The organism is Bacillus silvicola (genome assembly GCF_050524305.1).
GTDB lineage: Bacteria > Bacillota > Bacilli > Bacillales > Bacillaceae_G > Bacillus_A > Bacillus_A cereus_AT.
In genome coordinates, this window is record NZ_JBNGVC010000013.1 from 1,500,828 (window position 1) to 1,519,135 (window position 18,308).

Sequence of the window (18,308 nt, forward strand, 5' to 3'; positions counted from 1 at the left end):
TTACCACCATGCGACAGTTTCTTTTTAATCAAACGTTTGTTTAAAGTTAAGCTTTCAGTACTTTAATACCTTTTACGATGTTCCAAATGAAGTAGTATAAGCTAATGATTCCGCAAATACATAAGACAATCATTGCGCCAATTCCAAGTGTTACATCTGCCTGATCAGATCCGATGCCCATAATTCCTAAAATAGTTAAGCCAATGAATGTAGCGATACTTGGGATAATGTGTGTCCATAGCGCACGTTTTGCATGTGGTTTTGTTTCAGCATCGCCCACAATCCACACGATAATTGGGAATAAGATAGGGGCAAATAGTACACTAAAGTATGATAAAGCAGCTAGTATTTTGTTTCCGTTCATATATATCACCTCATAAATAATGTCCGTTGTTATACTATTATTATGCAATAATTTTTGCAAGCTTACTATCGATGAACATTACAAGAACGTGACGATTTTGTAAGATTTTCGCATTAAATAATATAATTTTCAAAAAAATCTTTTTTAATGGAAAATGATGTGATAAAGTATAAATGGAAATAGATGAAAACGTTTTCTCAAACGTTTTTTATTTTTAGACTTAAAGGTATGATGACCTGATAGTCTATTGATGGGGTTATGTTTATTTAAAAGGGGATTATTGAGGGGGAGAGAACAATGAACACATGGACACAAGTTTATGATCCGTTCGGGAACATTTGGATTTCTGCAGCGGTCGCACTTATTCCGATTATCTTTTTTTTCTTAGCTTTAGCAGTTTTCCGCATGAAGGGGTATGTGGCAGGATTTATTACAGTTGTACTTACAATTTTGGTGGCTTTATTTGCATATAAAATGCCATTCACAATGGCAATGGCAGCGACGGGATACGGTTTCTTATACGGATTATGGCCAATTGCGTGGATTATTATTATGTCAGTATTTTTATATAAAATTTCCGTGAAAACAGGTCAATTTGATGTTATTCGTGCATCTGTATTATCAATTACGAATGACCATCGTTTACTTGTTATTTTAATCGGTTTTTCATTTGGAGCATTTTTAGAAGGGGCAGCAGGATTTGGTGCACCAGTAGCGATTACGGCAGCACTTCTTGCAGGTCTTGGCTTAAATCCTTTATATGCGGCTGGTCTTTGTTTAATCGCAAATACTGCACCAGTAGCATTCGGAGCGATGGGAATTCCGATTACAGTAGCTGGACAAGTAACTGGTATTGATCCGCATAAAATCGGGCAAATGGCTGGACATCAATTACCGTTCTTATCATTATTTGTTCCGTTCTTTATCGTATTTTTAATGGATGGATTTAAAGGGGTAAGACAAACATGGCCTGCTCTATTTGTAGCGGGTAGTTCATTTGCAATTACACAGTTTATTACAGCGACATTTTTAGGACCAGAACTTCCTGATATTACGTCAGCACTTGTAAGTTTAGTGAGTTTATCTCTATTCTTAAAAGTTTGGCAGCCGAAAGAAATTTATCAATCTAAAGAAGCGAATAGTGAAGTAGCTGCGGCGACGACGGTGACATCTATGCCGAAACTAACAGTAGGAAAAGTCGTAAAAGCATGGTCTCCGTTCATTATTTTGACTGTGATGGTAGTCATTTGGAGCCAAAGTTTCTTTAAAGCGTTATTTGCTCCGGGCGGTGCTTTAGAAAGTCTTGTGTTTAAGTTTGAAGTTCCGGGCTTGCACAATTTAGTAATGAAAGCAGAGCCAATTGTAAATAAACCAACGCCGTATGGAGCAATCTTGAAATTAGATATTTTATCAGCGACGGGAACAGCAATTTTAATTGCTTGTATCATTTCTATCTTTATTTTGAAAATGAGTGCAAAAGATGCAGTAGTAACATTTAAAGAAACGTTAAACGAACTGAAGATGCCAATTCTATCTATCGGATTCGTATTAGGATTCGCATTTATCGCAAACTATTCTGGTCTATCTTCTACATTAGCGTTAGCACTTGCTGGAACTGGCGGACTATTCCCGTTCTTCTCACCATTCTTAGGTTGGATTGGGGTATTCTTAACAGGGTCTGATACGTCAGCGAATGCACTGTTCTCGAATTTACAAGCGATTACAGCGCAGCAAGTCGGTGTATCTGAAGTACTTCTCGTTGCAGCAAATACAACGGGCGGTGTAACAGGAAAAATGATTTCTCCGCAATCGATTGCAATTGCTTGTGCGGCAGTTGGACTTGCTGGAAAAGAATCAGATTTATTCCGCTTTACAGTGAAGCATAGTTTGTTCTTCGTAATTATTGTTGGTATTATGACGTATGTTCAAGCATATTATTTAACGTGGATGATTCCATAAAGTGAAACTTTAATCAGTGGGGGTTTTGTTCATCCCCCACTGATTATTAGTTGAACCAATCGGGCTTTTACGGGCAGTTGATCCCCACCTAACTTCTTTGCTTCCGCTGAATTTTGAGGTGGGGTCTTACGGCCCGTTAATGCGGGATAAACAACAAAAGAAATAAACTTTGCATTTTTCAGATTATCGTGTATGATGGGAAAGTATTGAAAATTAAATCAGTGATAAACTAGGGGTGCCTAACGTATGCGTAGGCTGAGAGAGAAGCGCGTGATCTTCTTAACCCTTTGGACCTGATCTGGCTCGTACCAGCGTAGGGAAGTTAACGGCTTTACATAATGATGTCTTTTATGAGCCAGGTCCTTATTTTTTTATGGACCTGGCTCTTTTTATTTTGGCATACGCTGGCCATATCTCGTCCTTGTCACGTACAGGGGGGCAACATAAGTTATGAAACAATCTGTTTCAGTTGAGCAAATTGAATTGAAATCGAGTTTACCAGGAAGTAAGAAAGTATATGTGGATGGACCACGCGAAGGTATGAAAGTGCCGATGCGTGAGATTGAACAAAGCGATACAAACGGCGTTCCGAATCCGCCGATTCGTGTGTATGATACGAGCGGTCCTTATACAGATCCTGCGTATAAAGTGGAGCTGGAAAAGGGGTTGCAGGCGCCACGCCACTCTTGGATACTGGAGCGTAGTGATGTAGAAGCATACGAAGGGCGCGAAGTGAAACCGGAGGATGACGGTGTAAAGGTGGCTTCGAAACATACACCTGTTTTCCCGCAAATGGATCGCAAACCGCTTAAAGCGAAGCAAGGTGCAAATGTTACGCAAATGCACTATGCGCGTAATGGCATCATTACGTCTGAGATGGAATATGTCGCGATTCGTGAAGGAGTAGAGCCTGAGTTTGTTCGTAAGGAAATCGCGGAAGGTCGCGCTATTTTACCAGCGAATATTAACCATCCAGAAGCAGAACCGATGATTATCGGACGTAACTTCCACGTGAAGGTCAATGCAAATATCGGAAACTCTGCTGTATCGTCTTCTATTGCAGAAGAAGTAGAGAAGATGACATGGGCAACGCGCTGGGGGGCAGATACGATTATGGATTTATCTACAGGTAAAAACATTCATACGACGCGTGAGTGGATTATTCGTAATGCACCTGTACCAGTTGGCACAGTGCCGATTTATCAAGCGCTTGAAAAAGTAAATGGAATTGCAGAAGATTTAACGTGGGAAGTGTATCGTGATACGTTAATTGAGCAGGCGGAGCAAGGCGTTGATTACTTTACGATTCACGCTGGCGTATTACTTCGTTACATTCCGATTACTGCAAAGCGTACGACAGGTATTGTTTCGCGTGGTGGTTCGATTATGGCGCAGTGGTGTTTATTCCATCATAAAGAAAACTTCCTATATACTCATTTTGAAGAGATTTGTGAAATTATGAAGCAGTACGATGTTTCGTTCTCTCTTGGAGATGGATTACGTCCAGGTTCGATTGCAGATGCAAATGACGAAGCACAATTCTCTGAGCTTGAAACGCTTGGTGAATTGACGAAAATTGCTTGGAAACATGATGTGCAAGTGATGATTGAAGGACCTGGGCATGTGCCGATGCATTTAATTAAAGAGAATATGGAGAAAGAACTTGATATTTGTCAGGGCGCGCCGTTCTATACACTTGGGCCGTTAACGACAGATATCGCACCAGGTTATGACCATATTACATCAGCAATTGGAGCTGCGATGATTGGTTGGTTTGGAACGGCGATGCTTTGTTATGTAACGCCGAAAGAACATTTAGGATTGCCGAATAAGGATGATGTCCGCGAGGGTGTTATTACGTACAAAATTGCAGCACATGCGGCTGATCTTGCGAAAGGGCACAAAACGGCTCATCAGCGTGATGATGCACTTTCAAAAGCTCGTTTTGAATTCCGTTGGCGCGATCAATTTAATTTATCTTTAGATCCTGAACGTGCGATGGAATATCACGATGAAACATTGCCAGCAGAAGGCGCGAAAACGGCTCATTTCTGTTCAATGTGTGGACCGAAGTTTTGTAGTATGAGAATTTCACATGATATTCGTGAATATGCGAAAGAAAATGATTTAGAAACGACAGAAGCAATTGAAAAAGGGATGAAAGCGAAAGCGAAAGAATTTAAGGACACTGGTAGTCATTTATACCAATAACACGTTACACCTCTTTACTTGATTGATCACACTGTAGTACCTAACTTAAATATAGAAGAAGCCCGCTTTGCTAAGACGGTAGCAAAGCGGGCTTCTGTCGTTTATAAGGCGAAGAAGAGGTGTACCCAGTAGTATAAGAGGAATAATGTGACGACTGTTGTGAGAGGAATAACGATAAGGGATACACTTAAATAGTCTTTCCATTTTACTTTAATTTTGTTTTGTTTCAGGATATACATCCAAATGAGGGAAGCTAGCGTACCGATTGGTAATAATAGTGAACCGATGTCACTACCAATAATGTTTGCGAGGTAGATAGTTTTTAATGTGACTGGGTCTAGTCCCATTTCCGTTAATGTGATTGTACCAATCATAAGTGCAGGGTGGTTATTGAAGACGTTAGAGAGGAGGGAGACGAGTCCGCCCATTGCAAAGCTAGCATAGAGTAGATGTTGACTTACAAGTGGCTCGAGCCAGTGAACAAGCGCCGCTGTTAATCCTGCGTTGTGAAGCCCGTAAATAATGACATACATAGAGAATGCGAAAATTAAAATGTGCCACGGTGTCTTTTTCAAAATATCGACAGGGTTTGTTCGTAAGTAGTACCATCTCCAGATGAGAAGAACGAGTGAACCGAGTCCGGCAACAATTTCGATTGGAATCGATAAGAAGGATGCAACGAATAGAAGACAGCGCATAAGGAAGACGAAGCCTAATACTTTTAACATGAATTTTGTACGTTTTTGTTTTGTATCAACAGAATTTTTTCCTTTTAACGGATGGAAGTTTTTTGTGAAGAAAATTTCTTCAATATCATAAGAAGAAACAGGTAGTTTTTTCGGAAGTTTTTTCTTTAAAACTGTATACATGAGCCATGACATAAACAATAATCCTAATGTTGCAGGTACAAACATCATAGCAGTATGCATATAAAGGGTCATATGGACGATGTTTAATGCGATTAAGTTTACGATATTGCTTACACCGATTGGTGCACTAGATGCAGTAGCGATTAAAGCGCCACTTAATAAATAAGGAATTTGTTGATGAGGCTTTAATTGAAGATTTCTCAGAAGAAGAATTAAAATTGGAGTTGTAATCAAAATACTACCGTCATTATTAAATAAAAGAGTCATAAGGAAGCATAGTAATTGAATATACCAGTATAGGCGGTGTCCGGAACCTTTCGCTAAATTTGCGAGTTTTGCTGCAGCCCAATGGAAGAAGCCGAAGCTTTTTAATATAACTGCCATAACGATGGTCGCTAATATCGTTATGGAGGCGCCTCCAATTTTACTTATAATGTCCATGACGTCTGGTTTTGATACAAGTCCAGTAATGAGGATAATACCAGCGCCGATTGCTGCCGGCCACGCCTCATTTAAACCACGAGGTCGCCAAAAGATAACAATCATCGTTAAGAAGAATACAATAATAGTAATCCATATTTCAATGCTCATATTTAACCTACCTTTCTATTTTCCCTTGAAAATGTAGCTTGTCTCAAGTTTATATTGGTAGTATATTCAGCAGGAAATAAGAAGAACTAGACATATAATGGAATAGAGTGAATATGTGTTTTTTGAGCTATAGGACAAGTATACATACTAGTGTAATAACTATTAGGATAGATGTCTAATAAATGAGGGGCATTCTATGTACGAATGCCCCTCGTTTATCCCGCTATTTGCCGGGCAGTAAGACTCCCACCTCAAAATTCGGCTGGAGCAAAGAAGTTAGGTGGGAGCCCTGCTGCCCGTAAAGACCCCACTGATTAAAGTTTCACTTTATTATTTTTCCTTCAAAAAAGTTCGATCCTTCAAGAATAAATTCCAGAAGAAAATGAATCCGGGTAGTAAAATTGCAATTCCGATTGCGTAAAGAATAAGAAGTGCATAGAATGTTTCGACCGTCGTAAAGCTTGTAAATACAGTTACATCCGGGTAAATGATATACGGTAAATGGGCGACGCCGTAAGCGTAGCTTGCAAATGCATATTGAGCGACGACAGCTAAAACTGCAATGCGAGGAAATCCTAGTGTGCCATACTTCTTATTTGTCCACCAAAGGGAGGAATATCCGATAACAAATAAAACGATAGAGACTGTAAACCATGGGAATTGCTTTATTAAGCCTTGCATAAGCCAGTGTGTTTTAGGGTCCATTACAACGAGAGCGATAATAGCAGTCACGAGCGTTGCAGGACCAAGTATGATGGCATTTCTTCTATAGATTCTATATGCATCTTCTGAACCTTGTTCTCTCGCAAAATCAGCAAGAAAGAGAGATGATAGAAATAGTTCCGAAGTTAGTCCAAAGAGCATATAACAATAAATAACAGGACTAGAAAGAAGCTTTCCATAAAGGAGCACTTCTTTTCCTTCAGACATCGTAATATAGGCACCTTCTGTAACAGGTAGAACGGTAATTAATAGAGCTGGGATTAAGAGCCCAGTAATACCTGAAATAATCCGAAGAAGGTGTTGGTACTTTGGCAGGGAGTAAGCAAATACCATAAATGTACTGCGAATCGCAACGAGTACTAAAATTAACATAACGGGTACGAACATAACGGTTGCAAGTGTAAAGGCCGCTTTTGGAAAGAAACCGAGAAAAGCGACAACGACAAAGACAAGAAACGTATTTGTTACTTCCCAAGTTGGTGATAAGTACCGATTAGCAAGCTTGGCAGCGAGCGTTGGATGTTTAGCATATACCATGCCCCAAAAACCTGCGCCAAAATCGATGGACCCTAATATACTGTATACGAAAATAAGAGCCCATAAGATGATGATTGCAATGCTTTCCTCATGCACGAGAATCGCCTCCTTGGTGGTGTAAGTCATTCTTTAACGGATGTCTCTTAAAGAATGTCCGTAGTACGAAGACTGTTAAAATACCGAGTCCGATATATAAAATGATGAATAGAATAAATAAAGGACCGACGAAATCAGCGCGTGTAGAAGCATCGACTGTACGTTGCATACCATAAATTGTCCACGGCTGACGACCACTACAGCTGAAAATCCATCCGAATTCAATACCGAGCATCATAACTGGCCCGCATGCGGCAGCTCCCCAAAGAAGCCACTTCGGTAACTCTGCTCCTTTTTTCCGGTAAACAAAGTACCAATATAAGAGAGCGATCGCTGCAACTGCAAAGGTAAAGGCAGCAGTGCCTACCATTAAGTTGAACAGAGTATGTGTGTAAAATGGTGGCCATGTTTCTTGAGGAAATTCATTTAGCCCTTTTACAACAGTGCTAGGATCGAGTCCAACTAGTAAGCTGAGCATGTTCGGAATTTCGAGTGCATAGTTTAGTTCAAGTGTATTAGGATCCACAACCCCGCCAATCGATAAAGGAGCGTGTGATGTCGTTTCAAATAAAGCTTCAGCAGATGCTAGTTTTTCAGGTGAGTGCTTATGTAAGGCAATCGCTGATTCATGTCCCGAAATCCACATCGTAGCACCTGTAATAAATGTAACGACAAGCCCTAACAGTAATCCTTTTTTATGATAAGCAATTTCACGCGCACTTAAATTTTTCTTTAATAATTTAAATCCAGCGATGGAAGCGATGACGGCTGCTCCGGCTGCATAAGCTGTAATAACGACGTGGAATGCACTTGTGCCAAAGCTTGGGTTAAAGAAAGCTTTCCAAGGATCAACGTTAAAAACTGAGCCATCTGGTCCCATTGAAAAGCCCGCAGGTGTATTCATCCATGTATTTGCTGATGTAATAAGCACGGCGGATGCAGTGGCGCCAATCATAACGAAAAATAACGAGATTAACCTCATAAATGGAGGTAATTTATCAGCTGCATATACATAAATAGACATGAATAAAGCCTCTAAAAAGAAGGCGAAAATCTCAATTTGAAACGGAACGGAAATAACTTGGCCAACAATTTTGGCGAAACCAGGCCAAAGAAGTGAAATTTGTACACCAACAATTGTTCCAGTTGGAATTGCTACACCGAGAAGGATAGCAAAAGCCTTCGTCCATCTTTTTGCCATAATGGCATAGTCGGAATCTTTCTTCCAGTGATAGAGTATTTCACTTATAAAAATCATCAATGAAAGCCCGACTCCAAGTGTTGCAAAGATAATGTGGAATGCTAGTGAAGAACCAAAAAATGCTCTTGCTAATGTTACGGTATCCATATGTATACTCCTCTTCTTTTTTGCCATTATTTTCTGATTGAATTGGAAGATTTATTCAATAAAATGCCAAAAATATATATGCATTAAAAAAAAGGAATGTGTTAATATGGTTTTGAATATTCGAAAAAGAAAGAAATGTTTATTGTGTAATATTTTGTTTGTTTTTTAGAGAAGAATATTTTATAATCTTTTATGCGAACATAAGTTCTTTTTTGGCGTGTTACGTTTATGAAATGAAGAAGTTTATGTGAAATGGAGAGGGTGTCTTATGTATCCTGAAGTCATTAAAAAGATGGCATTTTCAAAAGAGCATAGAGATTTATTATTAAAGTTATATAATAAAGAAATTACGCGTCGTGAATATGATCGACTTGTGGAATCGCTATATAGACCTTCTAAAGAGGTTTGTGAGGGGTAATATAAAAAAGACAATCTAAAGGATTGTCTTTTTTATATTCGCGTATGTTCTGATAAATTTAGGTTAGCCTTACTAAGGAGGTGAAAAGTTTGCGAAAACGTTTATATATAGGGATTGGGGTTATTCTCTTAATCGCTTTAGGAGGAATTGTATTTTGGTCGGCTTTACAAGGAAACCGTACGGAGCATTTTATTTTAAGGCATATGGTAAATGAAAATGGAACACTTGCAACGTATCGTTTAGCAGATACAAAGGCAGGAACAGGTGAGGCGAAGGGTCGTGAAGCTTTATCAGAATCGGCAGGACTATGGCTACAATATACTCTTGATAAAGATGATCAGTCACTATTCGATGAACAAGTAAAGGTTATTCAAAATAATTTTGTACATAAGGATCACATCGTTTTATGGAAAATCTCTGAAAAGGGAGAAATGCAGTCAGCAACCAATGCACTTATAGATGATCTTCGTATTATTGAACAATTATATCGTGCTTATGAAATGTACAAGGAAGAGCGCTATAAAAACCTTGCTGATCAATTGAGCAATGCTGTACTTCGTTATAATAAAAAAGATAATTATTACGTGGATTATTATGATGCAGATACAGGTAAACAAAATAAATTTACAACAACATCTTACATAAATCCTCATGCATTCTCTTATATGAAAAAGTACGGAAAAATTTCTGCACAGCAGTATCAGGAAGTTGTGCAGTTTTTAGCAGATTATCCGAGAGAGGGTTGGGCATTTCCGAAAGAGTATAAAGAAGATGGTACATTTACATACGATAAAGAAGTGAATCTTATTGATCAATCCTACGTTGCGTATCATCGTAGTTTAGGCGGTCTTTCATCAGATGCTTATTTGGAGTTTATAAAGAAAAAATTCCATGAGGATGGAAAGTTATACGGTCGTTATAACTTAGAAACGGGAAAACAAACGGTAAACTATGAATCACCAGCATCTTATGGATTAACAATTTTGTACGTATTACAAACAGGTGATACAAAGTTTGCGAAGGAATTGTATGAACGGATGACTACATTCAGAAGTGATAATGTATTTAGTAGATATTATGGTGGATATGTAACAGGTGAGAATAACAATACGCATATTTTCGATAATGTATTACCACTTTTAGCTGAAATGGAATTAGAGAAGAGCAAGAAATAGAAGGTGCCATTCCTTTAGGAATGGCACCTTCTATTTGTGGCGTTATTTGTTTATAAATCGATATTCCTTGTCGATATAATTTTACGTCCTAATATTGGAGAAGTAATCAATCACGAATTCACGAAATTGCTGGGCAGTTTTTGATAAGTAACGTTTCTTCGACCAACTTAAGCCAATGGTTCGCTCGCAATTAGGTTCAATAATACGTAACTTATTTGGTGCTAAAGTAGAGTTTTTTAATAAAGTTAAGCTTGGAACAAATGCGATGCCAAGACCTTGCTTAATGAGGTCGCTAATCACGGTTGGTTCATCTACTTCAAAAGCGATATGTGGAGTGAAACCAGCTTCTTTACAAAATTCATCTGTTAAGTGCCGAAATCCGTAACCAGTGTTCATACTAATGAACGGTTCGTCTTTTACTTCATGCAGATGGATACTTTCGCGGCTTGATAACCGATGGCCTGAAGGAACGACTAAGAAAATTTCTTCTGTAATAAGTGGCTCCCAAACAATCTCTTCTCCTTCAATTGGCACAGAGGAGATACAAAAGTCAATTTCCATATTATCTAGTTGTCTTTTCATAGAAGGAGTAGATGCGAGAAATTGCTGGAATCGAACGTTAGGATGTTCTAGTAAAAAAGAACCGAGTAGTTCTGGTAATATTCTCGGAATAGAAACTGCCAGTGTAATAGAGCCTTGTTGTAATTCAGCTAGGTCTTTAATCTCTCGTTCCCCTTCACTTAATTCATGAAAAATACGTTCTACTCGTTTTAAAAATACTTTCCCGAAAGAGTTTAATATAATCTGTCGACCTTGGCGATCAAATAATGGGACGCCTAAGTCCTTTTCTAGTCTAGCAATTGTTTTGCTGAGTGAAGGCTGCGCGATATGTAATTCTTCAGCTGCTTTTGTCATATGTTCTAGTCGTGCGACTGTCTGAAAGTATTTTAATTGAAGAAGTTCCATTTCGAATCTCCTTTCTATAGACTAAAAGGAATGAATTTATAATTAAAGATGTATTATACAGTATGGAAAGTGACGTGTATAGTGAATCTGTTAAACCATTCGAAGGGTGTTAAATTAGGAGAAGGAGTATGTTTCATGAAGGGAATTCAACTTATATTTAAAGATTGGAAGGCGATGTGGAACCATAAACATGGACGTATTGCTTTAATTTTTTTGTTAATCGTTCCTTTAATTTATTCAGGATTTTTCTTAGCTGGATATTGGGATCCATACGGACGACTAGATAAATTACCTGTTGCAGTTGTGAACCTAGATAAGGGTGCTGTGATGGATGAAAAAACAATTCATGCAGGAGACGATTTTGTTAAAAATTTAAAAGAGAATAAGGAACTGGCTTTTCATTTCGTATCAGAAAAAAATGCTGATGAAGGGCTAAAAGAAGACAAGTATTATATGGTTGTTACGATTCCAGAGGATTTCTCTAAAAAGGTAAGTACACTTATGGATGAGAAACCAGAGCCGGCGAGGTTACAGTATAAAGTAAACCCAGGTAAAAACTTTGTAGCAGCTCAAATTGGAACGACAGCTGTTGAAAATATGAAAACAAAAATCTCAAATAGTATTACGAAATCTTATACAGAAGGTGTCTTTTCAAAGTTTCAAGATTTGGCACAAGGGTTGAGTGATGCAAGTAACGGTGCTGGGAAGTTACATGAAGGAACGACGGATGCGAAAAATGGGGCGAATCAGCTTGCAGATGGTATTAATCGTTTAAGTGACGGGACAGTGAAGTTGAAAGAAGGAAGTGGTAAGCTTGCCTCTAGCCAATCGGCGTTAACAGGGGGAGCAAATGAGCTTAGTCAAGGAGCGACATCACTTCATAGTGGTATGGAGTTACTAGTGCAAGGTGGGAAATCTTTACAATCGGGAGTTAGTGAATTAAGTTCCGGTACAAATGAATGGGTGAACGGAAGTGAGAAACTTGCTGAGGGACAAGTAAAAGCAGATGATGCGGCAAGTAGTATGAAGAAGCAATTAGAGGAGTACATGAAAAGTCATCCAGAAGCACAGCAAGATCCTGCTTTTCAAAAAATCGTTGCTACTTCTAATGGATTAGCTAAAGCAACAAATACTTTAAATAATAGCCAACAACAATTGACACAAGGTGCGAAGAAGCTTACTGACGGTCAACATAAGATTGAAGAAGGCATAAATACATTCGGAGTTAAGTTAAATGAAGCTACTGCTGGAACGAAAAAGATAGCGGATGGTGCATCGAATTTGGCTGATGGATTTACGAAGTGGGGAAATGGATTTACATCATTGCAAGAAGGTGTAAATCAGCTTGCGAGTGGTGGAACGGAGCTAAATAACGGTGCTGAGAAGTTAACGAACGGACTTGTTAAACTTGACGAGGGTGCGAAAGAACTTTCCACAAAATTGGGAGAGGGCGCAGAGAAGATAGCGGATGTTCGCAATGATGATATACGCAATACAATGTTCTCAGAACCAGTTCAATTAGTGAAGTCAACAGTTTCTGACGTGCCTAACTACGGTTCAGGTATTGCGCCATATTTCTTATCGCTTGCATTTTATGTTGGCGGAATTATGGCATCGAATATTTTACCTCTTGGCCGTAGACAGAATATGAAGGTAAGCGGAACGGTACATTTTGTTAATAAACTAGGGTTGGTATATTTAATTGGACTTATTCAAGCATTACTTGTGGATGTGGTTGTGCTAGGAGTTATGAAATTAGAAGTTGTAAGTGTACCACTGTTCGTTTTATCAAGTATTATTATTTCCTTTACGTTCATGACATTTATTCTTATGTTAGTAACGGTATTCGGCATTGTTGGGAAGTTCGCAGCGGTAACGCTTCTCGTTCTTCAATTAGCGACGAGCGGAGGTACTTTCCCAGGAGAGTTAAATATAGCTGTGCTTAGCAAAATTGGACAGTTTCTCCCAATGTCTCATTCTCTTAGAGGATTACAGGATGTTATCTCTTTAGGAGATTGGTCGCAATTACGAATGCAAATTTTAATATTGTTATGCTACCTCGTTGTTGCCGGCGGAATTGCTTGGATAACGAGTCATATACAGCATAGAGAAGCGAATACAGAACAAGTGTCTTAAAATGAAAGAAGCTAGCCGATTTTTTCGGATAGCTTCTTTTTTATTTGCGTTCCATTACCGCAAAGTAATTGTTTTCATTATCAGCAAAATTAAATGCTCTACCAGTAGGTAAATCTACAACTTGTCCAACTGTAACATTTTTCTCAGAAAGATCTTTATACAGTTGATCTAAGTTATTAGAGAAGAACATAAGTGAGGGCGTATTTAAGTTTAATTCAGGTTGCATCTTCGCAATTAACGCTTTATCGTGAAGGACGATGCTTGTGCCTCCTTCTTTCGTTGGTGCAATTTCAATCCAGCGAAAGCCTTGTCCGTTATTTTCTTCCGCAATAATTTGGAATCCTACTGTTTCTGTCCAAAATTGTACTGCTTCATCTTGATTATTTACATATAACATAATTTGTCCAATTTGATTAATCATAGGTGTGTCCTACTTTCTTTTCTTGTATGGAATTCTATTATATCAAAGATATGGTTTGAATACCTTTTCGTGATTTTTCCGAAGTACAATCTTAACCCATTTCACATTTGTAGTAGGAGAAGGTCCTGTAATCCACGTATGAAATGGTAGTGCACTGCAAAGGACCATTGCTGAAATAGAGATTGTGGCCGTTAGTATAAATAATAATAGGCTATATAATATTGTGTTTTCTTGCAATGTGAATAAAGAAAGAAATTTTGTACATAGTTGTAAGAAGAAAAAATGAGCTAAATAAGCACCATACGTGTAATTTCCGATAAATCGTAAAGCTTTATATAAGAAACCGCGTCGCTGTACAATTGTAATAGATAGCACGTATAGTATGATAATTTCGCATACAATATATAGAAACATAGATGGTTTTAAATAAGTAGAAACAGTTAAATGAATAGAGTTCACACCGTAAAAACTAAATAACTCATAATTGATGAATAAAAATAAAATAAAGAATAAGATTGTTATAAGCGGGATATGTTTCATGACGAATAAACGCCAAGTTTTTAGTGCTACAGCGGCAATGCCTCCCATAACGAAATAGAATGAGTAGAATAGAAATGATCGATCTGTATAATGTAAAATTGTTGAACTTGTTAATTTTTCTCCATTAAAAATATAGTGAGAAGAGAACCACATTAATAGGAAATATAGGCAGGCGAAAAAGGTCATATATTTATATATGTCTTTTTTATTTTCTGTACGCTTTTGAAACCAATAAAAAAGTGTGCATAGTAAAGGGAACAATAAGTGAATTTGGAACATCATAATAACATACCAAAGGTGAGGTGCAGCTGTTCCGAGTAATAAGCTTTTTATTCCGCTTTGTAATGTAATAAGATCGTTTGTTGTTAATAAGTAAAGAATAGACCAAAAGAAATAAGGAATGAGTAAGTGTGTCGCTTTTTCAGAAATATATTCTTTATATACCAATTGCTTTGTATAGTGACGAATTAAGTGAAATCCAACGATAAATATGAATGCAGGTGCTGAAAATTTTGCAAGATTAAATAGCATGCCCATAATGAGGGATTGCTCGAGTAAGACATTTCCTTGATTCATTGTATATAATAAGGCACTTTGCAAAACGACAGCAAGAAATGCAATGCTTTGCAAAACTTTGAATTCTGGTGCGCTTTGAGTCATTTTATACATCTCCTTTTCCATACATGATTATAGTACGGAGAATGGATGACAGGTGTGGAATATTTGTGAAGATTATAACAAATTTGTGGCGGAATGGGATTATATTAACGTTTTTGCTAATCTATCTATCGTAACTTGAAATGTATCAACGATTTTCCAAATATATTGATTCACTGACAAATAACGATAAAAAGAGGATGCTCCAAACGAGCATCCTCTTTCTATATATTAAGCAAATTTATTTTTGATCCAGTTCTTACCTTCTACAAGGCGAGCTGTCATTACAGCACAAGCGTTATCTGCTGTTACGTTTAACATGGTTGCAGGAGGATCAATGATTGTACTAATTGCTGCGATAATTGGTAATGCTTCTGGCGGGAAGCCGTATAGAGAAACGATTAACATTTCACCAATCATACCGCCGCCTGGAATAGCACCCATTACTGTTCCTACTAATAGAGAAACGACAAGTGCGATTGCCAATGTTTTCGGTCCTTCGAATTCCATGTTGAAAATACCGAATAAGAAAGCAATTTTTAATACGCCACCTAAAACAGATCCATCTTTATGAAGTGTAGATCCAAGAAGGACAACTGTTTCACGAACGTCAGAAGAAATACCCATTTTTTTCGTTGCTTCTAAGTTAGCTGGAATACTTGCGGCACTACTACAAGTTGCAAGAGATGTAACTGTAGGAGAGACCATGTTCTTCCAAAATACTTGTACACCTTGTTTGCGACCTGCAAGGTACGCATAGAAGGTAAAGAATACAAAGAAGTAAATAAGAGAAGCTGGATAGTATACCATTGCTGCTCGGAAGTAAGTTCCAAGAAGTTGCGGTCCGAATTCACCAACTAATGCTGCGAAGTAAGCAGCTAGTCCGATTGGAGCGTAGTACATAATGAAAGATACAACTTTCATTGAAATTTCTGCACCAGCTTGTAGGAATGTAGCGAATGGTTTTCCTTTTTCGCCAACTGCTGAAGTTGCAATTCCCATTAAAATAGAGAAGAAAATAAGAGCTAACATATTTTCACGAGACAGTAACTTCGAGAAGTCTGATACTGTTAGGATACCGACAATTTGATCAGCGACGCTAACAGCTTTTTCAGCTTTATCAGGCTGTGTTAGTTCTAATACAACACCTTGTGCTGGCGGGAATACTTTCACGATGATAATCATAAAAATAGCAGCTAAAATACTTGTAAATAAGAAAGTCCCAGCCATACTAGACATAATTTTACCGAAACGTTTTAATCCATCCATATTGGCAATAGATGACGCGATGCTAAAGAACACTAAAGGTACAACAATCGTAAACATTAAGTTTAAGAAAATGTCACCAAGCGGCTTTAAAGCAATTGCATCGGCACCCATGAAATAACCAATGAAACCACCAATTAGGATGGAAGATAATAAAATAAGTGGAAAGCGATATGCCTTCATAAATATATCCTCCTATCAATTGTAAAAAAATCATACTGAATCATTATAGCGAGTTAGAGTACTCTTTACTAGGAAAATACAGATAGATGGAATAGCGTGAAAACCGAGAAATTTTTGTGTTTAAGCTCGGCATACAGCAAGAAATCTAGACATATATATTTGTAACCTAGTGGTGGTAAGGGATGGGCCATAACTTAGGTTTAGAAAAAGGGGAGGGAAGTGGAATGAATATTTTGCTTTGCTGTGCAGCGGGAATGTCTTCCAGTTTGATAGTTACAAAAATGGAGAAAGCAGCAGAGGCAAGAGGGATAGAGGTAAAGATTTTGGCAGTATCAGGTTCTGAAGTAAATAGTCACATAGATGAAGCTGATGTACTTTTACTTGGACCGCAAGTACGTTATTTATTACCGAAAATGAAAGAATTATGTAAGGTGAAGGGAGTACCTGTGGATGTCATTCAATCCGTCCATTACGGGCTTTGTAATGGAGAAGCTATCTTACAAGCAGCTTTGTCAATGAAACCATGAGGAGAGTGGGATAGATGATACGGTTTTTAGAGAAGTATGTGATGCCGGTTGCAGGGAAGGTTGCAGAGCAGAGGCATTTATTAGCAATTCGTGATGGGCTTGTATTGACGATGCCTTTCTTAATTATAGGATCAATTTTTCTTATTATTAGTACATTACCAATCCCAGGGTATAGTGAATTCATGGCGAGTTTGTTCGGGAAAAACTGGAACGTAGCATTAGGGTATCCAGTTAGTGCAACTTTTAATATAATGGCTTTAATAGCTGTTTTTGGAATCGCTTACAGACTTGGTGAGTATTATAAAGTAGATGCTTTAGCATCTGGGGCATTGTCACTTGTAACATTTCTACTGGCAACTCCATTTCAAGTTGCATATATCATGCCGGGTACGAAAGAAAGTATACTGGTAGATGGCGTAATTCCAGCGGCATTAATGGGAAGCCAAGGTTTATTTGTAGCGATGATTATTGCAATTATATCTACTGAAATATACCGATTTCTTGTGCAGAAAAAGATGATTATAAAGATGCCTGAGACCGTTCCACCAGCAGTAACACGTTCATTTGCAGCGCTTATTCCAGGATTTATTGTTGTGACAGTTGTTTGGATTATTAGATTAATTTTTGAACATACGACTTTCGGAAGTATTCATAATGTTGTAGGGAAGCTATTGCAAGAACCACTTAGTGTACTTGGTGCTAGTCTTTGGGGGGCAGTTATAGCGGTTATTCTCGTTCATGTCCTTTGGGCATGCGGAATTCATGGGGCTACAATTGTAGGTGGTGTAATGAGCCCGATTTGGTTATCGTTAATGGATCAGAATCGAATTGCTTTTCAGGCTGGTCAGGATGTACCGAATACAATTACCACACAGTTTTTTGATTTATGGATTTATATGGGTGGTTCCGGGGCAACTTTGGCTTTAGTTGTCGGAATGTTATTGTTTGCTCGAAGTCAGCAATTAAAAAGTTTAGGCCGTTTGTCGATTGCACCTGGTATTTTTAATATTAACGAGATGGTGACTTTCGGTATGCCAATTGTCATGAACCCGCTGTTACTGATTCCATTTATATTGGTTCCAGTTGTATTAACGGTTGTTTCTTACTTTGCGATGGAATGGGGGATGGTTGCCCGTCCGAGCGGAGCTGCTGTAACATGGACTACACCTATTCTATTTAGTGGATATTTAGGGTCGGGTGGTAAATTCTCGGGAGTTATTTTGCAACTTGTGAACTTTGCACTAGCATTCTTTATTTATTTACCATTCTTAAAAATATGGGATAAACAAAAATTAGCGGAAGAAAAGGGGGCGTAAAGAAC

At 38.1% G+C, this 18,308-nt stretch carries 15 protein-coding genes and 1 riboswitch; of the genes, 7 read left to right on the forward strand and 8 right to left on the reverse strand.

The window, feature by feature from the left end; all coding sequences use genetic code 11:
* Positions 1-46 precede the first annotated feature (46 nt).
* Positions 47-364, reverse strand: a complete 318-nt coding sequence (locus tag ACP6L7_RS29815; protein WP_097832396.1) for a magnetosome magnetite crystal formation protein family — start codon at positions 362-364, stop codon at positions 47-49.
* A 297-nt stretch (positions 365-661) separates the two neighbouring features.
* On the opposite strand from ACP6L7_RS29815, the gene lldP reads away from it, so the two are divergent.
* Entirely contained in the window at positions 662-2,323 is a 1,662-nt protein-coding gene (lldP, locus tag ACP6L7_RS29820) for an L-lactate permease (protein ID WP_430529594.1), read from the forward strand.
* A gap of 221 nt (positions 2,324-2,544) precedes the next feature.
* Positions 2,545-2,660, forward strand: a riboswitch (TPP riboswitch).
* Positions 2,661-2,773: 113 nt separating this feature from the next.
* Positions 2,774-4,534, forward strand: a complete 1,761-nt coding sequence (gene thiC, locus ACP6L7_RS29825) for a phosphomethylpyrimidine synthase ThiC (RefSeq protein ID WP_430529595.1) — start codon at positions 2,774-2,776, stop codon at positions 4,532-4,534.
* Between the two features lie 101 nt (positions 4,535-4,635).
* On the opposite strand, the gene ACP6L7_RS29830 is transcribed toward thiC, so the two are convergent.
* The 3 genes from ACP6L7_RS29830 to cydA form a co-directional block, all read right to left on the reverse strand.
* A complete protein-coding gene (locus ACP6L7_RS29830; protein ID WP_430529596.1) occupies positions 4,636-5,994 on the reverse strand; it encodes an arsenic transporter in 1,359 nt (452 codons plus the stop codon).
* A gap of 330 nt (positions 5,995-6,324) precedes the next feature.
* Complete coding sequence (locus tag ACP6L7_RS29835; RefSeq protein ID WP_098219336.1) at positions 6,325-7,350, reverse strand: cytochrome d ubiquinol oxidase subunit II; 1,026 nt, start codon at positions 7,348-7,350, stop codon at positions 6,325-6,327.
* Positions 7,343-8,698 (reverse strand): cytochrome ubiquinol oxidase subunit I, encoded by a 1,356-nt coding sequence (cydA, locus tag ACP6L7_RS29840; protein ID WP_430529597.1) that lies wholly within the window; start codon positions 8,696-8,698, stop codon positions 7,343-7,345. The genes ACP6L7_RS29835 and cydA overlap by 8 nt, the downstream gene beginning before the upstream one ends.
* Before the next feature lie 268 nt (positions 8,699-8,966).
* Between cydA and ACP6L7_RS29845 the strand changes: the two genes are divergently transcribed.
* Positions 8,967-9,116 carry a hypothetical protein gene (locus ACP6L7_RS29845; protein WP_000283176.1) on the forward strand — a complete coding sequence of 50 codons (150 nt, stop codon included), beginning with the start codon at positions 8,967-8,969 and terminating at the stop codon, positions 9,114-9,116.
* Positions 9,117-9,205: 89 nt separating this feature from the next.
* Positions 9,206-10,291 (forward strand): transcriptional regulator, encoded by a 1,086-nt coding sequence (locus ACP6L7_RS29850; RefSeq protein WP_430529598.1) that lies wholly within the window; start codon positions 9,206-9,208, stop codon positions 10,289-10,291.
* 81 nt (positions 10,292-10,372) lie between these two features.
* On the opposite strand, the gene ACP6L7_RS29855 is transcribed toward ACP6L7_RS29850, so the two are convergent.
* A complete protein-coding gene (locus ACP6L7_RS29855) occupies positions 10,373-11,257 on the reverse strand; it encodes a LysR family transcriptional regulator (protein ID WP_430529599.1) in 885 nt (294 codons plus the stop codon).
* Positions 11,258-11,392: 135 nt separating this feature from the next.
* On the opposite strand from ACP6L7_RS29855, the gene ACP6L7_RS29860 reads away from it, so the two are divergent.
* A complete protein-coding gene (locus tag ACP6L7_RS29860; RefSeq protein ID WP_430529600.1) occupies positions 11,393-13,393 on the forward strand; it encodes a YhgE/Pip family protein in 2,001 nt (666 codons plus the stop codon).
* A 40-nt stretch (positions 13,394-13,433) separates the two neighbouring features.
* Here the strand turns inward: ACP6L7_RS29860 and ACP6L7_RS29865 are convergent, their stop codons facing one another.
* The 3 genes from ACP6L7_RS29865 to ACP6L7_RS29875 all read right to left on the reverse strand — a co-directional run bounded on the left by ACP6L7_RS29865 (position 13,434) and on the right by ACP6L7_RS29875 (position 16,460).
* A complete protein-coding gene (locus tag ACP6L7_RS29865) occupies positions 13,434-13,814 on the reverse strand; it encodes a VOC family protein (protein WP_046960095.1) in 381 nt (126 codons plus the stop codon).
* Positions 13,815-13,856: 42 nt separating this feature from the next.
* Complete coding sequence (locus ACP6L7_RS29870; protein ID WP_430529601.1) at positions 13,857-15,014, reverse strand: acyltransferase; 1,158 nt, start codon at positions 15,012-15,014, stop codon at positions 13,857-13,859.
* 228 nt (positions 15,015-15,242) lie between these two features.
* Positions 15,243-16,460, reverse strand: a complete 1,218-nt coding sequence (locus ACP6L7_RS29875; protein WP_430529602.1) for a dicarboxylate/amino acid:cation symporter — start codon at positions 16,458-16,460, stop codon at positions 15,243-15,245.
* 224 nt (positions 16,461-16,684) lie between these two features.
* Here ACP6L7_RS29875 and ACP6L7_RS29880 point away from each other — a divergent pair, with 224 nt between their 5' ends.
* Both ACP6L7_RS29880 and celB read left to right on the forward strand, forming a co-directional pair.
* On the forward strand, positions 16,685-16,987 hold the full coding sequence (locus ACP6L7_RS29880) for a PTS sugar transporter subunit IIB (RefSeq protein WP_430529647.1): 303 nt from the start codon (positions 16,685-16,687) through the stop codon (positions 16,985-16,987).
* Positions 16,988-17,001: 14 nt separating this feature from the next.
* Positions 17,002-18,303 carry a PTS cellobiose transporter subunit IIC gene (gene celB / locus ACP6L7_RS29885; RefSeq protein WP_430529603.1) on the forward strand — a complete coding sequence of 434 codons (1,302 nt, stop codon included), beginning with the start codon at positions 17,002-17,004 and terminating at the stop codon, positions 18,301-18,303.
* Positions 18,304-18,308 lie beyond the last annotated feature (5 nt).